Here is a 20,816-nt window from a genome sequence, read left to right on the forward strand (position 1 = left end):
GGGTATCTCCTGACGGTGGCCGGCCGCACCATGCGCCGGCCATGCGGAGCAACCTGCCAGAAGCGGCCTGACGGACACCTGTTGAGCTACGTCAGCTATTTGTCAGGTGATATCTGGCATCCATATCTTCCCGATGACGAGCTTCTTATGTGCCCAAGACTGCGCCGAATCCGTATCCTGATCCTCACGGCCGCCCTTGTGGGCGCGGGCGGTGGGATACCGGCGTTCGCGCGCGACCACGATGACGCGAAACGGGCCGTCGAGGCCGGCGAAATCCGTCCTTACGCCGACATCCTCAATGTGATGAAGGGTAAGCTCCCGGGTGAGGTCGTGGGCGTGAAGCTCGAGCGCGAAGCCGGCGCCTGGATGTACGAGCTCCGTGTGCTCGACGGCAAGGGCCGGCTGCTCGAGATCCACGTCGATGCGAAGAGCGGCGAAATCGAGCGAACCAAGGAGAAGTGATGCGCGTGCTTGTTGTCGAGGACGACCCGCGGATTGCGTCGGATGTCTCGCGAATGCTCGAAGCCTCCGGCTACGTGGTCGAAGCTGTCGCGAATGGCGAGGACGCTTGGTTCCTCGGCGACACCGAGGACTTCGGAGCCGTCATCCTCGATCTTGGTCTGCCTGGAATGGATGGGCTTGCGGTCCTGAAGCGCTGGCGCGCCAACGGTCGGCACATGCCCGTTCTCGTCCTCACCGCGCGCGGAAGCTGGGCGGAGCGGGTGGACGGGATCGACGCCGGGGCCGACGACTACCTGCCGAAGCCGTTCCGGATGGAGGAGTTGCTGGCGCGGCTGCGCTCCATCGTGCGGCGCTCTGCCGGGCACGGCTCTTCGGTCATCACCGCGGGCGAGATCACGCTCGACGAGCGGCAGATGAAGGTAACCCGCCGTGGCGTGCCCATCACGCTCTCTCCGCTCGAGTATCGGCTGGTCGCCCATCTCCTCCGCAATCGAGGAAGGGTCGTTTCGCAGCAGGAGATCGACGAGAACGTCTATGGCCACGGCGAAGAGCACGATTCGAATACGCTTGAGGTGCTGGTCGCGCGCGTGCGCAAGAAGCTGGGCGCGGAGGCGATCGAAACGCGGCGGGGCTTCGGCTATCTCATGCCGGAGGCGCCCGCATGAACCGGCATTCGCTCAGGCTGCGGTTGGTCGCCGGCGGAATCGTTGCGATCCTGATCGCGCTTGCGATCGCTGGCGGCGCGCTCGTCGTCGTATTCCAACGCCATGTCTCGCGAACCCTGGCTCAGGATCTCGACGTCCATCTGAAGCAGCTTCTCGCGAACATCGACTTGGATGCTCAGGGCAAGCTGGTGCTCGCGCAGACACCGGTCGATCCACGCTTCGCCGATCCGCTGTCCGGGTTGTACTGGCAAGTCAGCGATGATCGCGGGCAGTTGCTGCGTTCGCGCTCGCTGTGGGATTCCGCCATGAAACTGCCGGCGGATCGGCTGAGCCCCGGTGAAACGCATCAGCACGAAGCGGATGGACCGGGCGGTCAGCGCGTGCTGGTCGCCGAACGGGCGGTGACGCTTTCCGCGGAGGGGAAGCCGGTGGTCGTACGCCTTGCCGTCGCGGAGGACCTGGCGCGGGTCACGGCGGCGACCTCGGCCTTCGCCAAGGATCTTTCCATCGCGCTCGTCCTGCTCGGCTCCGTACTGGCCCTCGCGACCTGGGTCCAGGTCGGCGTCGGACTGCATCCGCTGGTCGCGCTGCGCCGGGGAGTGGCCGATATCAGGGCAGGACGCAGCCGGCATCTGCCGTCCTCGGTCCCGAGCGAAGTCCAACCGCTCGTCGAGGAGGTCAACGCCCTCGTCGATGCGCAGGAAGCCGAGATAGAGCGGTCCCGCGGCCGCGCAGCGGATCTGGCCCATGGGCTCAAGACGCCACTCGCCGCCCTTGCCGCCGACGCTTCACGCCTCCGGGAGCGCGGCGAGCGCGAGATCGCCCGCGACATCGAGGCTGTCGGCGAGGCCATGGGGCGCCATGTCGACCGCGAGCTCGCGCGGGCCAGGGTCCGCGGTCACGCAAGGGGGAAGGCCGCAACGTCCACCGTCGTGAGGCCTCTCGTCGAATCCATCGTGGCGACGATGTCGCGCACCCCCGACGGCATGCGAGTGGCGTTCGAGAACCTCATCCGCGACGACTTGACCATCCCGCTTGATCGGACCGACCTCGCCGAGGTGCTCGGCAATCTGATCGAAAACGCGGCCCGCCATGCTGCAGACCGGGTCCGGATCACCTCGGATGACGGCCAGCCGTCTGTTGTCGTCGAGGACGACGGCGAAGGCATCGACCCGGCCCAATTGTCGCGCGTGCTCGCACGTGGCGTGCGCCTCGATCAGCGCGGCGGCGCTGCGGGCCTGGGCCTGGCCATCGTGCAGGACGTCCTCGATGCGTACGGATGGGGCCTGGAGCTCTCCAGCTCGGAGCTCGGCGGCCTGAAGGCGGTCATCGCCGTGAGGCCAGGGGTGTCTGGCCCGCCGAGCCGCCCGGCGAAAGTGTCGGTCGCTCCCTCGGCCTGACATCTTGTTGACATCGGCCGTCAGCGTCTCGAGGGCGCCCGGGAAGATCTGTTGCGCGTGCGGTGAGGCCGTCCTCAACGCTCTTTACTTTTGGCGTTTCTTCGTTTTCGTATCGAGCAGTGTTTGCATCGCGTCGGCCCAGATCGCGACAAGCCGCCGGCGTGGGCCGCGAGGACGAAATGAAGCGGCCTGACTGAGGTCATCAGCAGCGCGGGCCGGCGGCCCCGCCGCTGCATTCTCTGTGCATCGAACAAGCTCCGGGAGAAACAATGAGGATGACGAACAGTGCGCCGGATGACGTGCAGGCCTATCGCGCGGTCGAGCGGATCTATCACTCCTATCTCACGGGACTCATCCTTCATCTCTCGTCGCGCGCCGGGGCGACGCGTGCGGCCGAGATCGTGTTCAGGATGTTTCGCCGCCAGCAAGCGACCCATTTCGTCGCGAGCCTCAAAAAGCTCGGTCTGGACGGGCTGCCGCATGCGGTCGCCAGCGCGCAGTACAACTACCTCGCCAATCAGGTAGGCGGCGTAAAGGTCGAATATGTCTATGAGAGCGACAAGAAGGCGTGGATCCGCTATCCGCCTCCCCGCTGGCTTTGGCATGGCACCGCGATCTGTGGAATTCCCTCGGAAGTGTCCCGCGGGATGCTCAGGGGATGGCACGGCAACAACGGCGTGGTTCTCGGTAATCCCCGCCTGGGCTTCGTCTGCACGGGACAGACCGTCGACGGGCAGCCGGGCCTTGAGGGATATTACCGGGAATACGATCACGAGCTTGCGCCGGAGGAGCGGCTGCAATTCTCTCCGGGAGAGCGATGCCCGCCGTTCAGGCCGGAGCTTGCGCCGCGTCTTCCCGAAACGCACTGGCCGGAAAGCCGGTTGCGAAAGGCGCTCCGCAATTACGCGATGGATTATATCACCTCGATTCTGCCTGAAATGATGGCGGTGCTTGGACCCGCCGAGGGAGGCCATATGGGAGGTCTGGCTGCCCGATTGATCGGCATGCATACGTTCGACGACGTTGCCGCCATGCTCGGCGGAGTGGACCGAGGCGTCGCGGGATTTGCGAGCGCATTCACGAGGCTGTTGCGGGGCCAGGGCGATGACGCCGAGATGCATCTTGAAGGTGACACGGCGATCGTACGGCAAACCACGTGGCGCCTCATGTCCGGTCGGGAGCAGATGTCTCCCGCCATATTCGATGCGTGGAACGAATTATGGCTGGGCGCGGCACTCGCCCACGATCGTTTCATGCGCGTCACCCTGGTCAGCCGCCGAGACGCCGGCGATTCCGTCTGGGCATGGGAGTTTCGACAAGGCCATTGAATCGGCGGACCGCTGGTTGGGCGAAAGGGTCGGCAAGAGAATGAAGCCGTTTGAATTCCAAGCTTGACACTGTCTGGCGAAAAGAACAGAAGTCGAACATGCACGCCCATGAATCAACGGCGGCCGGCGCCTCCGCATGCCGCGCAAGCTTGACCAAAGCCGGATTTCGCCACGCCGCGCCCGGGGCGAAGCACCGATGAGCCTGCCAGTTCTGCCGGTCTACTACTACCACGACCACTTCAAGGAGATGTTGAGCTTCGTTTGCGACACCTACGGTCCGGTGCTGACTGAAACTCATCACGCCTTCGTCGATCGTTTCTTGTCGCTGTCGAAAGACGCCCAGTGCCTGTTCATTCGGATGGTCAATCGCAGCGGTACGGTCTTCAATCCCTCGACGTTCAAGTACACGGAGATCGCGGATCCCGTCGGCGCGCTGGGTGAGCTTGCTGTCGCCGGTTATGTTCGAGCCCTGGTCGAACAGGATTACGCAGCGTTCCTGGCGTGCCTTGCCAAGCCGGTGCTGTTCGACGGTGCGAAGGCGGCCGGCTTGAGCGATGTCCGGGCATCGTGGCCGAAGGGCAAGTTGACGGAGTATTGCCTCGCTCATCTATCGTTCGGCACGGCATTCCGACACTGCGGGGGCGAGGCGTTCATCGCACTCGGCGACACCGAGCCGCTGGAGTTTCTGCTCTATCTCTACTTCGGCAAGACGGAGCACAACCTCAAGAACTTCGCGCTGCGCGACCTCGGCATCCTCAGTACCAACGACCAAGCGGATTTCAGCGCCCGGTTTGCCGACGCGGATGAAGCGAGGGCCTGCTTCCATTACGCCCGCCTGCTGCGCCAGCTCGAGACCAAATCCGACGAGGTCTATCGCAGTTCCGTTGCCGCCATTCTCGGCGGCCCGGTCTGTCCGACGGATTATGCCTTCGATCTGAGAAGCCGCGCGGCGCACAAGGCGGGTCTGCATTTTGAAAAGAAGAGCGAGGCCGGCCTCGCCGTCCAGCTCTACCGCGCCGGCTCTTCCGCCGAATGCCATGAGCGCCTCGCGCGCCTGCTTTATGCGGAAGGAGACAGGGACGCCGCCGAAGACCTGCTGCGCCGTATGATCGACGATCCCGCAAGCGACGACGAATTCGTCTTCGCAAGCGATTTCTATGCCCGCAAGTTCGATGGACGCCGGACGGGACTCTGCACCGAGTTGCTGCGGGCAGGGCGGACGCTCCGGGTCGACGATATCTGGCGCGGTCATCCGGAGGCAGGCATCGCAGGCGTCTTGCGCCGGCAGGGCCTCGAGGTCTTCCACGCGGAAAACACGCTCTGGCATTGCCTGTTCGGATTGCTGTTCTGGGACGAGCTGTTCGAATCCGGGCAGCTGCACAGCGGGTTCGACTGGATGCCGCATTGCCTGAAGGACAGAACGTTCGCGCTGATGTTCTCGTCCCGGATCGAGACGAAGCTGCAGGCCGTCGCATCGAATGCTGCGCTGCCCCAGATCCTGCGGATCGTCGCCGGGAAATGGGGAAAGCCGAACGGCGTGTTCGCCTGGGACCATGTCGACATGGATGCGCTCCGGGCGCTGCTTGCCGGCGCGAATGGGACCGGTCTCGCCACGATGCTTCGCCTGATGTGCGAAGACTATCGCGCCATGCGCGACGGTTTTCCCGATCTCATGCTCGTCACGAATGGCGCCGTCTCGTTCATGGAAGTGAAGGCCGAGGGCGACGTCATCAGGCGCAACCAGCTGACGCGGCTTCGCCAGCTCGGTCACGCCGGAATTCCCGCGGAGATCGGCCGCGCCGATTTCCGTTTCGATCCGGACCAGGATTATGTCGTCGTGGACATCGAAACCACCGGCGGCTGGATCGGCGGCGATCGCATCACCGAGATCGGCGCCGTCAGGATCCGCAATCACGAGGTCGTGGCGGAGTGGCATTCGCTGCTCAATCCCCAGCGGTCGATCCCGGCCAAGATCGTCGCGTTGACCGGCATCACCAACGACATGGTGCGGAGCGCGCCGCTCTTCGCGGAAATCGCTGACAGCTTCATGCAATTCATGGGCGACGGCGTCTTCGTCGCCCACAACGTCAACTTCGACTATGGCTTCATCGCCGCGGAATACGAACGCCTCGAACGCCGATTCCGCTTTCCAAAATTCTGCACCTGCGTCGGCATGCGCCGGCACTATCCCGGTCACAAATCCTACGGGCTCGGCAAGCTCACCCGTGCCTACAATATCGAGCTGAAGGACCACCACCGCGCGCTGTGCGACGCGCGCGCGGCAGCGCACCTCCTCAACCTGATCAACGCAAAGCGCGACGAGGGACGAGGCGGGGCAGAAGACATTGCGGCTTGATCGGACGGCGCGCAGCCGCCCGTCAGATTCCCAGCGTCAATTGTGGCTCCGCATCGTCCCCGGCCTGGAGGGAAGACAGCGCGACGCCGAGCAGCCTGACGGCCTTCGGCAACGGCATCTCGACTTCGAGCAAGCCGCAGGCGAGGCGCTCCAGCTCGTCCCGTCCTGCGACCGGCGCGAGGAGGGAGCGGCTGCGCGTGATGATCTCGAAGTCGGCAAACTTGATCTTCAAGGTGACGGTGCGGCCGCGGCTGCCGGTGGTCTCGCAATGGCGCCAGACCTTGTCGACGAGAGGCCGAAGCCTCGTAACGAGTGCGTCGAATTCGGCCAGATCGGCTGAGAATGTGGTCTCTGCGCCGATCGACTTGCGGATCCGGTTGCTCCGCACCGGCCGCTCGTCGACGCCGCGCGAGATCCAGTAGTAATAGGCGCCCGACTTGCCGAAATTGGCGTTCATGAACTCGAGCGTCTGGTTGCGGATGTCGCGGCCGGTGAACAGGCCGAGCGCATTCATCTTTGCGCTGGTCGCCGGGCCGATGCCGTGGAACTTGCCGACGGGCAGCGTCTCCACGAAGGCGGGTCCCATCTCCGGCGAGATCACGAACTGCCCGTTGGGCTTGCGGTGATCGGAGGCGAGCTTGGCCAGGAACTTGTTGTAGGAAATGCCTGCCGATGCGTTGAGGCCGGTCTCGGCCTTGATCTTCTCGCGGATCAGCCGCGCAATGTCGCGGGCGAGCTCGATGCCCTGCAGGTTTTCGGTCACGTCGAGATAGGCCTCGTCGAGGGACAACGGTTCGATGATGTCAGTGTGTTCGGCAAAGATCTCGCGGATCTGCCGGCTGATCGCCTTGTAGACCTCGAAGCGCGGCTTGACGAAGATCAGGTCCGGACATTGCCGCTTCGCGGTAACCGACGGCATGGCGGAGCGAACGCCGAACTTGCGCGCTTCATAACTCGCCGCCGCCACCACGCCGCGCTCGGCCGAGCCGCCGACCGCGACTGGCTTGCCGCGCAGCTCCGGATTGTCGCGCTGTTCCACGGATGCGTAGAAGGCATCCATGTCGATATGGATGATCTTGCGAACGCGTGTCGCCTCGCCTACCACCGTGTCGGATTCGCCCATGCGCGGATGATACAATCGGGCCACAGAAATCGCGAGCTGGCGGCGGGTTCCGGCGCACCGCTGTGTGATTGGCCTCACAGCACCAACGCTCCGGCGATGTTATACGTATCACCACTGATCAAGAGGGGTGGTCCCTCCCAAGGCGAATAGGAGATGGCGATGACCGAGTCTGCAACCTTCGAGAACAAGCCGTCCCGGAAATGACAATGTGCGCCGGTGTCATTCGTTCGGATGACCTCATTCGATCGGCCACCCGGTAACCTTGTCCGGGCATCCTAACTGTCGACAATTCCCCTCAAAGTCGAGAGCGAATAGAACTCAAAATTCCGGTCGTCGCGTCGACGACTTGCAGAGCCTGCTGAGCCTTGGCCAAGGCGAGGGGCGACCTCGCGCATTGATCGGGCAGCTGGGCGATCTTCTTGCGCTGGCTGGTCAGGATGTTGGTCGACTGCTCGACGGCGAATTTCACCACGTCGCGGGTCGGGTCATTTTCACTGACATTGGTCAGATCTTTCTCAATCGTGATCAGATATTCGAAACTGGACAGCTCTTGAGAAATCTCGACAAGATTCTGGATCGTGGACTTCACGCAATCTGCGTCGACAGCGGAGATGTCGGGTCGCTTAGAGGTCTGTACGAGATCGCCCATCAGGCCTGCGAACATCGGCCTGAGATCTTCGACTCTCTTCAGGTCCGCCTGGCTCAGGACGCCGGCCACACACGCATTGGTGGCGAGCAGCACTGCAAGCCCGGACCACCCCAGCCGAGCCGTCAGGGCGCGGACAGTTGCGACGGGCGTGATGCGATCGGCTTGCCGGTTCATCTGATGCGTCCGATGTCCTCTGCCTCGACAAATGCAGTTCTCGTAGTAAGCTTATCCCCGCTGACAATTTCGCTCAATCCTATTCTCGGCGTCGTGCGCGTGAACGCTGGCGCTGCAATATTTTCGCGAAGGGGCGCAGCGTGACCGATGGCACTGACAGAATCTTCCGCGCCAGCGCGCTGCAGCGCGCGGCCTCGCCGGAGGAGCTTGATCACCTCGTTGCGATCACCCGGCCGGCCGACTGGATCCTGACGGCGATCGTGACGATCGCGATGCTTGCGGCGCTCGTCTGGGGCATCTACGGGCGGATCCCGTCACGCGTCTCCGGGCAGGGAATCCTGGTCGGCAGCGGTCGCGTGGTCGATGCGGTGTCCGCTGCCGAAGGCAGGCTGGCTTCGCTCAGCGTCTCCGTCGGTGACCATGTCGAGCGCGGGCAGGTGATCGCCCAGATCTCGCAGACCGAGATCGAGCAGAAGTACCGCAACGCCGTCGAAACCTATCGGGAGCGCCAGCGCGAGCATGACGACATGGCGGCGAAAGTCGCCGCCGAGCTCGCGGTCAAGGCCTCCAATTTCGAGAAGCTTGAAGCGGCCTTCAACAAGGTCATCGAAGCCACCGATCAGCGGGTCCGGGCTCTTGCCGTGGACGTGCAGAATCTCGAGCAGCTGATGGCCAAGGGCCTGACGACGCGGAAGACGCTGGAGGACCGCCGTCTCGAATTGACCGAGGCGCAGCAGCGCCGGACGGATTCGCAGAACGAAATCCTCAAGCTGCACGCGCAGAAGACCGACCTGGAAACCCAGCGCGAGCGCGAACTGCAGCAGGCCGAATTCGCTGCGAATAACGCGCGCCGCGAGATGCAGGCGCTGGCGGGAACCCTGGGGCGCAATTCGCAAGTGGTCAGCCCAATCGCGGGCCGCGTGCTGGAGATCAAGACCTCGTCAGGCTCGGTTCTTGCCGTGGGTACGCCGGTCGTTCTCATCGAGGACGAGGGGGCGCGGTTGGAGGCGGTGGTCTACATCCCCGCTGAGCAAGGCAAGAGCGTCAAGCCGGGTTATCAGGTCCGCGTCGCGCCCAGCACGGTCAAGCGCGAGGAATTCGGCACGATGATCGGCGTCGTCTCCAGCGTCTCGGAATTTCCGGTCACGCCGCAGGGCATGACCGCCGTGCTCCACAACGATCAGCTCGTCAAAGTGTTCTCCCACGACGGCGCGCCCTACGCCGTTTCGGTGTCGCTGGAGCAGGATCCCTCGACCGCAAGCGGCTATCGCTGGGCTGTGGGTCAGGGGCCGCAGGTGCATCTGACCAGCGGCACGCTGGCGCAGGCCGAAATCACCACGCGCAGCCGCCGCCCGATCGACCTCGTCGTGCCCTTGCTGCGGAAGTGGACGGGGATCGATGGCTAGTCCTGTGACGCCGACCGCAGGCATCAAGCGCACGCCGACCATCCTGCAGATGGAAGCGGCCGAATGCGGCGCTGCGTGCCTCGCCATGGTGCTGGCGCATTACGGGGCCTGGGTGCCGCTCGAACGCCTGCGCGTCGAATGCGGCGTCTCCCGTGACGGCAGCAAGGCGAGCAACGTCGTCAGGGCGGCGAAGCGCTTCGGGCTGTCGGCGAAGGGATTTCGGCTCGACCTTGCATCGCTCGGCTCGGCGCCGATGCCTTGCATCGTTCACTGGAACTTCAATCATTTCGTCGTCCTGGAAGGCATCAAGGGCAAGTCCGCCTCCATCAACGACCCCGCCTTCGGACGCCGGCAGATCGGCATCGACGAGCTCGACAGGTGCTTCACCGGCGTCGTCCTGACGATGGAGCCGGGGCCGGGCTTTGCGCCATCAGGCGGCAAGCCGGCGGGACTGCGGCTGCTGCTGCGGGAGCTGCGCGGGTCGAAAGCCGCGGTCGGGCTGCTCATCCTGCTCAGCTTCGTCATGGTCGTGCCCGGCCTCGTCGCCGCGAGCTTCTCGAAGATCTTCATCGACGACATTCTCATTCAGCATCTGAACGGGTGGCTGCGTCCGCTGCTGATCGGGATGGCCGCAACCGCGCTGATCCGCACCATCCTGGTGCTGCTGCAGCAATCCCTGCTGCTGCGGCTCCAGACGAAACTCTCGGTGGTGATGATCAGCCGCTTCCTCTGGCGGGTGATGGCCTTGCCGATCGAATTCTTCACGCAGCGTCATGCCGGCGACATCGCGGCAAGAGTCGGCGCCAATGATCAGATTGCGCGTCTGCTCGCAGGCGGCATCGCCGCCAATGCGCTCAGCCTCACCTCGGTGGTGTTCTTCGCCTTCGCGATGATCGTCTACGACCATTGGCTCGCCGCGGTGTGCATCAGCCTGTCGCTGCTCAACGTTCTCACCTTGCGGCTGTCGATGCGGCGCCGGGAGGATCTCAGCCGCGGGCTCTCGCTGGAACGCGGCAAGCTGCTGGGAGCCGTCGTCAGCATCGTCCGCTCGATCGAGACCATCAAGGCGAGCGGGCTGGAGGACGAGGCGTTCGGACAATGGGCGGGTGTCCAGGCCAAGGTCCTGAACGCCGAGCGCGATCTGGCGTCGTCGTCGATCATCCTCGACATGATCCCGACCCTGATCGCCGGCCTGACGATGACTGCGATACTGGTCCTCGGTGGCCTCAGGGTGATCGAAGGCTCGCTCACGCTCGGCAGCCTCGTTGCCTTCCAGGCGCTGATGGCGAGCTTTTCCGAGCCGGTGGCGACGCTCGTCAATCAGGCCGGCAGCTTCCAGCTGATCAAGGGCGCGCTCGACCGCCTCGAAGACGTCTACAATTATCCGCTCGGCGATCCCCCGCGCACATCGGACAAGGCCTTTCCGGCAAGGCTCGCTGGACGCATCGAATTCAAGGACGTGCAGTTCGGCTATTCGCTGCTCGAGCCGCCGCTGATCTCGGATCTGTCGATCACCGTCAATCCGGGCTCGCGCGTCGCACTGGTCGGCGCCTCCGGCAGCGGCAAGTCGACCCTCGGCCGCCTGGTCTGCGGGCTCTACAAGCCCTGGGCGGGAGAGATCCTGATCGACGGGACGCGGCTCGCGGACATCCCGCCCGACATCCTCGCCAACTCCATTGCCTATGTCGACCAGGACATCTTCCTGTTCGAGGGAACGGTCCGCGACAATCTCACGCTCTGGGATCGGACCGTCCCGGATATCGATCTCACGCGGGCGCTCAAGGACGGCGAGATCCAGGACGACATCGCGATCCGCGCCGGCAATTACGATTCCTACGTCAACGAGGGCGGCACCAATTTCAGCGGCGGCCAGCGCCAGCGCATCGAGATTGCCCGCGCGCTGGTCGACCGTCCGTCCCTCGTCGTGCTCGACGAGGCGACCGCGGCGCTCGATCCCGTCACGGAGAAGGCCATCGACGATAATCTGCGCCGTTGCGGCTGCACCTGCATCATCATCGCCCATCGCCTCAGCACGATCAGGGATTGCGACGAGATCATCGTCCTGCGGCAGGGCAAGGTCGCCGAGCGCGGCACGCACGAAACCCTTCTTGCCCTGAACGGCGAATATGCTCGCCTGGTGTCGCAGGAATGACCGGCAGCATCGACAATATCGTGTCCGGTGCGAGCCTCGTGGCGGCGGGGGAGGTGACCCTCGACGGTCGCCGGCCCATTCTGCTCGATCACCACGGTCACGTGTTCGAAATCGTCAGCGGTCACGCCGACCTCTTTGCCATCGAGGTCAAAGACGGCCGATCCGGCAGCCGCCATCACCTGTTCCGCGTCGAAAGTGGGGATGTCATTCCCGATCTGCCTGGATTCCCGGCGTCGTCTCCGGACGGCCTGCGCTTCATTGCGGTCGGCGCGCAGGACACGCGGGCGTCCGTCGTGGCCAGGACCGATCTGGAGCCGGAACAGGCGGTGCACTGGATCGAGCGGCTCGCCCGCTTCGTCGCGGGACCGGCGCCGTCGTGGCAGATGGCCGAACTGCCGGAGGGCGAGGTGACGTTGGCCAGCGGCGAGTCGCGTCGCGGTCCGATGCGCGGTCTGCTTTGGCTCAACGTGGCGCGTGGTTCGCTCAGGCTGATCGGGACCGGTGCGCCCTATGCCGCCGCGAGCCCGCCGCTGCCTCTGACATCGGGCTTGTGGATCGAGGCGGGCACCGACGGATGTGCCACGAGCGCTGCGACCCATGCGCCGGCCGACGATCTGATCTGGCCGGCGATCGACCAGTTCCATCTGTGGTTTGGTGAGTGCATCCAGAACATCCTGGTCCGCGACACGCAAGATGAGAGCGCGCGGCTGCAGAGCCGAACCGGGCTCGCCGCATCGCAGGCGGTCGAAGCCTTCGACCGCCTCTCAGGCATCATCGTGCGGCGCTTCGATCATGACGCGGTCGATGCCTCCTGGTCCGACAGGCTGGCCGGCGCCTGCCAGATCGTCGGCAGCGCGATGCGGGCGCCGATTGCGATCTCCGGCCGTGTCGACGGCAGCGCGCAGGATTTTGCCGGCCTCGCACAGATCGCGCAGGCGGCGCGGCTGCGGCTCCGTCAGGTCCTGCTCCGGTCGGACTGGTGGAGACTGGATGCGGGTCCGCTTGTCGGCTGGTACGGCGAGACGCGCGCCCCGGTCGCGCTCGTCTACGAGCCACGCCGCGGCTATCTGATGATCGACCCGCTCACGAAGGCGCGCCGGGCGGTCGATCGCAGCATCGCGGCGCAAATGGCGCCGGAGGCGGCCACGTTCTATCCGCCGCTGCCCTCGCGGGCGCTGAAGTTCACCGACCTTCTGCAATTCTCGCTGCGCCATGCCCGTGGCAGCGGGCTGCGCATCGCGCTGTCGGTCGTCATGATCGGTCTGTTGTCGCTGGTGACGCCGTTCGTCACCAACCTTTTGATCAGCTCGATCATTCCGCGATCCGAGCTCGACCAGCTCGCCTTCTGCGCGCTCGCGCTGGTTCTCGCCGGCCTGTCGGTGGCGGGCGTCCAGGTCATGCAGGGTTTCGTCATGCTGCGGATGGAGGCCACGATCGACTGGCGGCTTCAGGCGGCGATGATCGACCGCCTGCTGCGGCTGCCGACCGCCATCTTCCGCGAGTACACGGCGGGCGAACTGGTCGACCGCGCCATGGGTATCGATGCGGCGCGGCGGGCCCTGACCGGTCACGCCTTGCGCGGCATGATCGCCGGCCTGTTCTGCCTGTTCAGCCTCGGCCTGATGCTCTACTACAGTTTCAAGCTGGCGCTGGTCGCGATCGCACTGACATTCCTCAGGGCGGTCGCCATCATCGGCACCAATCTGGTGCGGCTGCATTTCGAGAGCAAGCACTTCAACCAGCAGGGCAAGGTCAGCGGATTTGTCCTCCAGCTCCTGACCGGCGTCGGCAAACTGCGTGTCTCGGCGGCGACCTCGCGCGCGCTCGCGATCTGGTCGAGGCAATTTGCGACGCAGAAGCAGTATTTCGTCTCGTCGCAGCTGGCCGGCAACGGCCTCGGCGCGTTCGAGACCGCATTTCCCACCATCGCGACGCTGATCATCTACGCTTACGCGTCCTATTCGAGCAGCGGCCTGCTCACCGACATCGGCACTTTCTTCGCGTTTTTTTCCGCTTTCGGCCAGTCGATGGGATCGGTCGGCTCCTGGGCGGCCGGCGTCAGCGAAGCGCTGATCGCCATCCCGCCGCTGCTTCGGCTGCGGCCTCTGATCGCGAGCCCGACCGAAATCCCGGATGACCGGAAGTCGCCGGGAGAATTGTCCGGATCGGTCGAGCTCGCGCGCGTCTCGTTCCGGTATCTTTCGAATGGGCCGCTGGTGCTCGACAATGTCAGCCTGAAGATCACGCCCGGCGAGTATGTCGCGGTGGTGGGGCCGTCGGGCAGCGGGAAATCGTCCCTGTTCCGGCTGCTGCTCGGGTTCGAGCGGCCGGAATCGGGCGCGGTGTTCTACGACGGCAAGTCGATCGAGACGCTGGATGCGAGCGCGCTGCGGCGCCAGCTCGGCGTGGTGCTGCAGAACGCCAAGCTCGCCAACGGCAACATCTACGAGAACATCTGCGGCGGAATCCGGTTGCCGCTCGAGCAGGCCTGGGAGGCCGCGCGCCTTGCCGGTATCGCTGACGACATCAAGGCGATGCCGATGGGCATGCTCACCCAGGTCGCGGAGGGCGTCAGCACGCTGTCCGGCGGCCAGCGCCAGCGCATCATGATCGCGCGGGCGATCGCGCGGCGGCCGCGCATCCTGTTGTTCGACGAGGCGACGAGCTCGCTCGACAATCGATCCCAGGCCATCGTCAGCGACGCGCTGGAAAACCTGAACGTCACCCGCATCGTGATCGCGCACCGGCTCAGCACCGTTCAGCGAGCCGATCGGATCATCGTGCTGGTCGACGGCAAGATCGTCGAAACAGGGACATTCGCCGAGCTGAATGCCGCGTCCGGCATGTTCGCCTCCTTCGCGCGGCGTCAGATGCTCTGACCCGTTCGCCGGCCTTCCGCGCAAAAGAAAAACTCCCGGACGTCCTTGTCCGGGAGTTTCTTGGGCAGCCAACTTTGTTCGGTCCCGCCCTCAGTTCAGCTTCATGTTGGAGCCACCACCACCGCCACCACCGGCACCCGTGACGATCCCGCCGACCAGGATGACGCCGGCGGCAATCCCTGCCACGACCGGGTTGGTGAAGAACGACTTCAGTCCGTGCTCGACGGCGTGCACGATGCTGCTGAACCAGCCGCCGCCGGCGACGTTGTCGAGCTCTTCCATCGAGAGCTCGCAATTGATGCTGTCGTTATTGATCTCATGGGTCATGTTGTCTCTCCTGTTTTGATGCCGCGGGATCATCCCCGCAACTGTGGACAGCATGCCGCATGCTTCATACGAGCGCCGTGACCGGTATCACGTTGCGCTTCCTGTCGCGAATTTCGTCGCGGGAGTCCTATCCGTCATATTGATCCGGCCCCATCGCCCATGACGCCTGATCGTGGCCGAACGCATAGTTGCGGTTGTTGACCACGGGATTGCGATTGACCATCGGCCGCATGAACATCGGATGCGTCGCGCTGCGCACCTCGTGCTCGACGGTGAAGACGGGCTTGCCGTTGTCTGGATCGACGATGTCGCAGAAGCGGTACTGGTACTGGTTGTCCTCGCGCGAGACCAGGTCGCGCGCCAGCAGCTTACGATAGGGACCGGAGAAATCGGTGATGTACATCTGCACGTGGTGGCCGTCGTACGCGGGCTGCGGCCGATCGGTCTCGCGGAACAAGAGGTACTGGTCACGCCCGGTCTTCACTGCCGCAACCTTACCGTCACCGTTGCGCAAGGCCGCGGGCATGCCCATGACCTCAGGGTAGAAGGCGCAGATCGCCTGCGCCGATCCGGCCGGCACGTCGAACTCGACATAGGGAATGCCGAGCGTGATGCGGCCGAAGCGCGCCGCGTCCGGCTCGTGGATGCGAATGCGGTTGCCCCATGGGCAGGTCGCCTCGACATAATCGTTGTGCTCGGCGTACGCGAAGGCGGTGCCTTCGAGCTTCTTCGCAACCGAGGCCAATCGCGCCAGAAGCGCCTCGCGTCCTTCGATGACGAGGCCGGTGCGGCCGCGCAGCACCTGCGCACTGCCGCTGGGAAGATGAAACTGGCTGCGGCCGACGTTGATCCACATGTTGGTGTCGGACACCATCAGATAGGGATCGCGGGTCAACCCGAGGCCGGCGACGTAAAACAGCGTGGCGAGGCGCTGGTCCGGAACCTGGATGTTGACGTGCTCGAAATGGATGGCGTTGCCGAGATCTTCTGCGGATCGATCGAATTGTTGCGGCATGGGTGTGCCTCTGGCTCGAGGGCGGGTGGTCCATACTAGAGCAGAATTGCCGCCGGCCGAAACACCTGGGCGATCACATCTTGCAAGACTCCGCATGGCGCGCGCTGCCACCTTGCCGCGGCACTCATTCCCTGTAATCTGCGCGGACATGCGGAGGGAATGAGGTCGATGGGGGGAGTTCTGGAAGGCGTGCGCGTCCTCGATTTCGGGCGCTATATCGCGGGGCCGTATTGCGCGACATTGCTGGCCGAGTTCGGGGCCGAGGTCATTCGCGTCGAAAAGCGCGACGGCAGCGAGGATCGCTTCGTGGCGCCGGTCGGTGAAGGCGGCGAGGGGGCGCTGTTCCTGCAGGTCAACCGCAACAAGAAGTGCATCACGCTCGATCCGATGACGACGGAGGGGCAGGAGGTGATGCGCAAGCTGATTGCGACCGCCGATGTCGTCGTCGCCAATTTGCCGCCGCAGACCTTGCGCGCAATGAAGCTCGATTACGAGCAGCTCAAGGCGATCAAGCCCGACATCATCCTGACCACGGCGACCGCGTTCGGCGGACCGGGCCCCTGGTCCGACCGCGTCGGCTTCGACGGCGTCGGGCAGGTGATGTCCGGCTCGGTCTACATGACCGGCGCCGGCGATCCGCCCTATCGCGCGGCGGTGAACTGGGTCGATTTCGGCACCGCGCTGCACTGCGCGTTCGGCACGCTCGCCGCACTGATCGAGCGCGGCAAATCCGGGCGCGGGCAGATCGTCGAAGGCGCGCTGCTCGCGACCGCGCTGTCTTTCACCAATGCCACGCTGATCGAGCAGGCCGTCATCAACGTGAATCGCGTGCCGACGGGCAATCTCGGTCAGACCGCGGCGCCGGCGGATATCTACCGCACCAAGGACGGCTGGGTGCTGTGCCAGGTCACGGGACATCCGCTGTTCAAGCGCTGGGCGAGGCTGATGGGCGAGGAAGAGCTTTGGCTGAACGATCCGCGCTTTGCCGACGACATCAGCCGCGGCAACAACGGCGCCGTCATCAGCGAGCGGATGGCGCGCTGGTGCGCCGAGCGCACCACGCAGGAGGCTGTGGATACTCTCGGCAAGGCGATGATTCCGACCGGGCCGGTCTTGAGCCCGCAGCAGGCGCTGGATCATCCGCACATCCGCGCCGCAGGCTTTCTGCAGGATGTCGACTATCCCGGCCTGCCGAAACAGGCGCCAATTGCCCGCGCCGCGATTCGGTTGTCGGAAACACCCGGCGAGATCGCAGCGCGTCCGCCGACGCTCGGCGAGCATACCGAGTCCGTGCTGGCGGAACTTGGCTACGACGAGGCTGCGATCGCAGCGCTTCGACAGGGCGGCATCATTTAGTCGCCGCATCGAGACAAGAGTGGAAATGGGCCGGCGCGTCTGCTAGACGACGGGCGGCCTGCCCTCGCGCTTGTGCGTTGGCCGACGACCTTTGCGTCGTCTGAGGGTTGATGGGAGGCGCATGTTCGTTCGTGCGCCTCGTCCAATGTGCATGTCCGCGACCGAATCAATACGAGCCCGGCCGCGCGTGCCATCGACGATTGCTTACGACGAGAAACGGATCAACGTGCGTCATTCCAAGAAAGTGCGGCCAGCAAAGAACTCGCCGGTCAAGAGTTCGCCCAAGACGCGCTCGCCGGCCAAGCGAGCTACAAAGAGCTCCACAAGCAGGCGCACACCGGCCAAGCCTTCGCCGAAGCCGGGCAAGAGCCCGCAGCGCGCCGCGATATCGTCGTCGTCGCCGCTCGGAATGATGGCGCTGCATCTGCTGGCGCAATGGAAGGAGTCCGGGCGCAGCGGCCTCGTGTTCCTCGCCGAGAACGAGAACAGGGCCGAGCGGCTCGGCAGCGTCATTCATGCGCTGGACCCGTCCTGCGAAGTCCTGGTGTTTCCGCGGCTGAACACCCTGCCGTTCGATCAGTTGGAGCCGTCGCGCGAGATCGCGGGCCGCAGGGCTCAGGTGCTGCGGCGCCTTGCGAAATCCAAACAGCCGATCTTTCTCATCTCGACGGCGGAAGCCGTGATGGAGCGCTTGCCGCCGCCGGCGAGCCTGCTGCGCCTCAACATGAGCCTGAAGGTCGGCGGTACGTTTTCGGAGGCCGAGCTTCGCGGCCGTCTGGAAGAGCTGGGCTATGATCTCGACGACGAGCCGGATTATCCGGGCGGCGCCCTGTTTCACGGCCAGACCTTCGAGATCTTTCCCGCAGGCGCCCTGGGGCCGTTCCGGGTCGAGCATTCGGCGCGCACCATCAAGCGGATCGTGGCGTTCGATCCGCAAGAGCACGAGATCATCTTCGAGACGAAGGAGCTGCTCGTCGATCCCATGTCGACGCGGCTCGCCATGTCGGGCGCGCGGGCGAAGCGCGTGACGCTGTTCGATTATTGCGGCAAGGCCAAGTGGATCGCCGATGCCGGCGCGCCCGTGCACGCCGATGCCTGGCTGAGCACGATCGAGGAGGCGGCCGGCCGCGCGGACCGGGAGCGCGAATATCTCGGGCGGAGCGACTGGAAGCAGGCGACCCGCGGCATGAAAGTGCTGCCGCGCAGCGCGCCGTTCCAGGCGACGCCGGAATTCTCCAAGCTGACGTCATCAAGGAAAGCCCTGCGCGCCTTCGTCGAGGATGCCAGGCGCGCGGGCTCGCGCCTGATCTTCGTCGCGGCGCAGGAGGACGATCTGCGCGTGATGGAGCGGATGAGCGGCGTCAAGGTGGAACGCGTCACGGATTGGGACGAGGTCGAGAGCGCGCGCCAGCGCGACGTGGCGCTGCTGGCCGATCTCGACGCCGGCTTCGTCATTCCGGGCAGGAAGTCTGCCGTCGTCCTCACCGCGAGCGACGTGCTCGGCAGCCGCGCGCATCATCCGCAGCCGATGGCGCGCAACTGGGGCGCGGCCTTCGACCATGCCGACGTGCCGGAGCAGGGCACGGTGGTCGTGCATCTCCAGCGCGGCATCTGTGTGCTCGACGGTCTGCAGACGATCAACACCGGCGGCGGCGCGATGCGCGAAATGGTCAGGCTGTCGTTCGCCGGCGACGACGCCGTGCTGGTGCCGCCGTCTGATCTCGCTTTGATGTGGCCCTACTCGACGGAGCGCGGCAAGCTCGCGCTCGACAAGGCGGATGGCAGCACATGGTGGGCCCGCCGCGGCGAGGCCGAGCAGGAGATCCAGGCCGCAGGCAAGGTGCTTGCCAGGCACATCAGCCAGCGCAAGCGGCGAAAGGCGGCCAGGCTGGTCCCGCCGGGGGCGCCTTACGAGAAATTCGTCGCGCGCTTTCCCTATTTTACGACCATCGATCAGGCCAAGGCCATCAACGACGTGCTGGATGATCTGGCATCCGGCCATCCGATGGACCGGGTGATCTGCGGCGACGTCGGCTTCGGCAAGACCGAGGTGGCGCTGCGCGCGGCGGCGGCCGTGGTGCTGTCGGGCAAGCAGGTCGCGATCGCGGTGCCGACGACCGTATTGGCACGGCAGCACGTCGCGACCTTCCGCAAGCGGTTTGCGCCTCTCGATATCGAAGTCGGCAGCCTGTCGCGCGCCACCTCTGGTGCGGAAGTACGGGAGACAAGGGAGGGCTTGCGCAGCGGCCGGATCAAGGTCGTGGTCGGCACCCAGGCGCTGACCTCGAAGGACGTGAAGTTTAGTGATCTCGGCCTCGTCATCATCGACGAGGAGCAGCATTTCGGCGCGGCCGAGAAGGCCAAGCTGTCCGGGCTTGCCAGGAATGCTCACACGCTCTGGATGAGCGCGACGCCGATTCCGCGCACGCTCGCCGCAGGTCTCGCCGGCTTCAGGGATCTCAGCGTCATCGCTTCCCCGCCCGTGCATCGCCTGCCGGTCGCGACCAAGATCGCACCGCTGTCGGATGCCGCGATCGCCTCGGCGCTGCTGCGCGAACAGCGGCGGCACGGGCAAAGCTTCCTGATCTGCCCGCGCATCCAGGATCTCGAGCCGATGCTGGCGCGCGTGCAGGCGGTCGCGCCCGATCTCAAGATCATCTGTCTGCACGGCAAATTGCCGGCCGACGAGATCGACGAGCGCATGATGACTTTCGTCGAAGGCAAGGCCGACGTGCTGCTCGCGACCAACATCGTCGAGAGCGGCCTCGACATCCCGCGCGCCAACACCATCGTGGTGTGCTGGCCGGAAAACTTTGGCCTCGCCCAGCTGCATCAGCTGCGCGGTCGCGTCGGCCGCGGCGGCATCCGCGCCTTCGCCTATCTCCTGACCGAGTCGGCCTCGGGGCAATCCGAGAAGCGGCTCGCGGTGCTGGAGGAGTTCAGCCGGCCGGGTGCAGGCTTTGCCATCAGCGAGCGCGACCTCGATCTCCGCGGCGCGGGCGATCTGTTCTCCGAGCAGCAATCCGGCCACGTCCAGGTGTTCGGCCCGGTGCTCTACAGCCACCTCTTGAAGATGGCCTCGGAGAAGGTCGACGACGGCAGGTCGGTGGTGTGGGTGCCCGACCTCAATTTGCCGGTCGCGGACATGCTGCCTCCGAGCTACGTGCAATCCGCGCCGGTGCGGCTGGAGCTCTATGCCCGTGCCGCGCGCTGCGCCAGCGAGGACGAGCTCGAGGATCTCGAGGAGGAGACCTCGCGCCGCTTCGGGCCCTTGCCGCAGGCCGCCCGCGATTTCTTTGCGGCGGCGCGACTGCGGCTGGATTGCAAGCGCAGAGGCATCATCCGTCTCGACGTCGGCCAGAGCGCGGTGGCCGCGACGTTCCTGCCGGGACGGTTGCGGAAATCCAAGGGCAAGTCGCTGCAACGTGACGGCGATCGCGTCGTCTACCACGCACCGATGCGCGATGCTCCGTTCGAGCGTGTCGAGGAGCTGCTGGACCTTCTGGACGAGACGTGATCGCGTC

Annotated in this window: 14 protein-coding genes; 10 read left to right on the top strand and 4 right to left on the bottom strand. The window is 65.1% G+C overall.

Annotated features, from left to right (window positions below):
* Positions 1–81: 81 nt before the first annotated feature.
* The 5 genes from IF809_RS00495 (at position 82) to IF809_RS00515 (ending at position 6,211) form a co-directional block, all read left to right on the top strand.
* Positions 82–462, top strand: coding sequence for a PepSY domain-containing protein (locus IF809_RS00495; protein ID WP_462836531.1), 381 nt, complete (start codon positions 82–84; stop codon positions 460–462).
* Positions 462–1,127: a response regulator transcription factor gene (locus tag IF809_RS00500; RefSeq protein WP_462836532.1), complete on the top strand. Its 666-nt coding sequence runs from the start codon at positions 462–464 to the stop codon at positions 1,125–1,127. Before IF809_RS00495 ends, IF809_RS00500 begins: the two co-directional genes overlap by 1 nt.
* A complete protein-coding gene (locus IF809_RS00505) occupies positions 1,124–2,527 on the top strand; it encodes a sensor histidine kinase (RefSeq protein ID WP_462836533.1) in 1,404 nt (467 codons plus the stop codon). The genes IF809_RS00500 and IF809_RS00505 overlap by 4 nt, the downstream gene beginning before the upstream one ends.
* Before the next feature lie 275 nt (positions 2,528–2,802).
* On the top strand, positions 2,803–3,855 hold the full coding sequence (locus IF809_RS00510) for a hypothetical protein (protein WP_462836719.1): 1,053 nt from the start codon (positions 2,803–2,805) through the stop codon (positions 3,853–3,855).
* A gap of 196 nt (positions 3,856–4,051) precedes the next feature.
* The gene (locus IF809_RS00515) at positions 4,052–6,211 is read left to right on the top strand and encodes an exonuclease domain-containing protein (protein ID WP_462836534.1); all 2,160 of its coding nucleotides are present in this window, start codon (positions 4,052–4,054) and stop codon (positions 6,209–6,211) included.
* Positions 6,212–6,233: 22 nt separating this feature from the next.
* On the opposite strand, the gene dinB is transcribed toward IF809_RS00515, so the two are convergent.
* Together dinB and IF809_RS00525 are read right to left on the bottom strand one after the other, a co-directional pair.
* Positions 6,234–7,334: a DNA polymerase IV gene (gene dinB, locus IF809_RS00520; RefSeq protein WP_462836720.1), complete on the bottom strand. Its 1,101-nt coding sequence runs from the start codon at positions 7,332–7,334 to the stop codon at positions 6,234–6,236.
* Positions 7,335–7,629: 295 nt separating this feature from the next.
* Complete coding sequence (locus IF809_RS00525; protein ID WP_453992347.1) at positions 7,630–8,157, bottom strand: hypothetical protein; 528 nt, start codon at positions 8,155–8,157, stop codon at positions 7,630–7,632.
* A gap of 140 nt (positions 8,158–8,297) precedes the next feature.
* Here IF809_RS00525 and IF809_RS00530 point away from each other — a divergent pair, with 140 nt between their 5' ends.
* From IF809_RS00530 to IF809_RS00540, 3 genes are read left to right on the top strand one after another with little or no spacing between them, the layout of a single operon-like run.
* Positions 8,298–9,563 (top strand): NHLP bacteriocin system secretion protein, encoded by a 1,266-nt coding sequence (locus tag IF809_RS00530; RefSeq protein ID WP_462836535.1) that lies wholly within the window; start codon positions 8,298–8,300, stop codon positions 9,561–9,563.
* Positions 9,556–11,715 carry an NHLP family bacteriocin export ABC transporter peptidase/permease/ATPase subunit gene (locus IF809_RS00535; RefSeq protein WP_462836536.1) on the top strand — a complete coding sequence of 720 codons (2,160 nt, stop codon included), beginning with the start codon at positions 9,556–9,558 and terminating at the stop codon, positions 11,713–11,715. The genes IF809_RS00530 and IF809_RS00535 overlap by 8 nt, the downstream gene beginning before the upstream one ends.
* Positions 11,712–14,594 carry an NHLP bacteriocin export ABC transporter permease/ATPase subunit gene (locus tag IF809_RS00540; protein ID WP_462836537.1) on the top strand — a complete coding sequence of 961 codons (2,883 nt, stop codon included), beginning with the start codon at positions 11,712–11,714 and terminating at the stop codon, positions 14,592–14,594. Before IF809_RS00535 ends, IF809_RS00540 begins: the two co-directional genes overlap by 4 nt.
* 90 nt (positions 14,595–14,684) lie before the next feature.
* Here IF809_RS00540 and IF809_RS00545 read toward each other — a convergent pair whose 3' ends face one another.
* On the bottom strand, positions 14,685–14,921 hold the full coding sequence (locus tag IF809_RS00545) for a hypothetical protein (RefSeq protein ID WP_453992341.1): 237 nt from the start codon (positions 14,919–14,921) through the stop codon (positions 14,685–14,687).
* Positions 14,922–15,048: 127 nt separating this feature from the next.
* Entirely contained in the window at positions 15,049–15,936 is an 888-nt protein-coding gene (locus tag IF809_RS00550; protein ID WP_462836538.1) for a hypothetical protein, read from the bottom strand.
* 168 nt (positions 15,937–16,104) lie between these two features.
* On the opposite strand from IF809_RS00550, the gene IF809_RS00555 reads away from it, so the two are divergent.
* The gene (locus IF809_RS00555) at positions 16,105–17,292 is read left to right on the top strand and encodes a CaiB/BaiF CoA transferase family protein (RefSeq protein ID WP_462836539.1); all 1,188 of its coding nucleotides are present in this window, start codon (positions 16,105–16,107) and stop codon (positions 17,290–17,292) included.
* Positions 17,293–17,701: 409 nt separating this feature from the next.
* Complete coding sequence (locus IF809_RS00560) at positions 17,702–20,809, top strand: DEAD/DEAH box helicase (RefSeq protein WP_462836721.1); 3,108 nt, start codon at positions 17,702–17,704, stop codon at positions 20,807–20,809.
* The last annotated feature ends 7 nt before the right edge of the window (positions 20,810–20,816 follow it).

The sequence above is a fragment of the Bradyrhizobium sp. UFLA06-24 genome (assembly GCF_054967145.1).

What these genes read in the sequence shown, in the direction of transcription:
- IF809_RS00500 (WP_462836532.1), top strand. Translation starts at nt 462, where the DNA reads ATGCGCGTGCTTGTTGTCGAGGACGACCCGCGGATTGCGTCGGATGTC.
- IF809_RS00505 (WP_462836533.1), top strand. Translation starts at nt 1,124, where the DNA reads ATGAACCGGCATTCGCTCAGGCTGCGGTTGGTCGCCGGCGGAATCGTT.
- IF809_RS00510 (WP_462836719.1), top strand. Translation starts at nt 2,803, where the DNA reads ATGACGAACAGTGCGCCGGATGACGTGCAGGCCTATCGCGCGGTCGAG.
- IF809_RS00515 (WP_462836534.1), top strand. Translation starts at nt 4,052, where the DNA reads ATGAGCCTGCCAGTTCTGCCGGTCTACTACTACCACGACCACTTCAAG.
- dinB (WP_462836720.1), bottom strand. Translation starts at nt 7,334, where the DNA reads ATGGGCGAATCCGACACGGTGGTAGGCGAGGCGACACGCGTTCGCAAG.
- IF809_RS00525 (WP_453992347.1), bottom strand. Translation starts at nt 8,157, where the DNA reads ATGAACCGGCAAGCCGATCGCATCACGCCCGTCGCAACTGTCCGCGCC.
- IF809_RS00535 (WP_462836536.1), top strand. Translation starts at nt 9,556, where the DNA reads ATGGCTAGTCCTGTGACGCCGACCGCAGGCATCAAGCGCACGCCGACC.
- IF809_RS00540 (WP_462836537.1), top strand. Translation starts at nt 11,712, where the DNA reads ATGACCGGCAGCATCGACAATATCGTGTCCGGTGCGAGCCTCGTGGCG.
- IF809_RS00545 (WP_453992341.1), bottom strand. Translation starts at nt 14,921, where the DNA reads ATGACCCATGAGATCAATAACGACAGCATCAATTGCGAGCTCTCGATG.
- IF809_RS00550 (WP_462836538.1), bottom strand. Translation starts at nt 15,936, where the DNA reads ATGCCGCAACAATTCGATCGATCCGCAGAAGATCTCGGCAACGCCATC.
- IF809_RS00555 (WP_462836539.1), top strand. Translation starts at nt 16,105, where the DNA reads ATGGGGGGAGTTCTGGAAGGCGTGCGCGTCCTCGATTTCGGGCGCTAT.
- IF809_RS00560 (WP_462836721.1), top strand. Translation starts at nt 17,702, where the DNA reads ATGATGGCGCTGCATCTGCTGGCGCAATGGAAGGAGTCCGGGCGCAGC.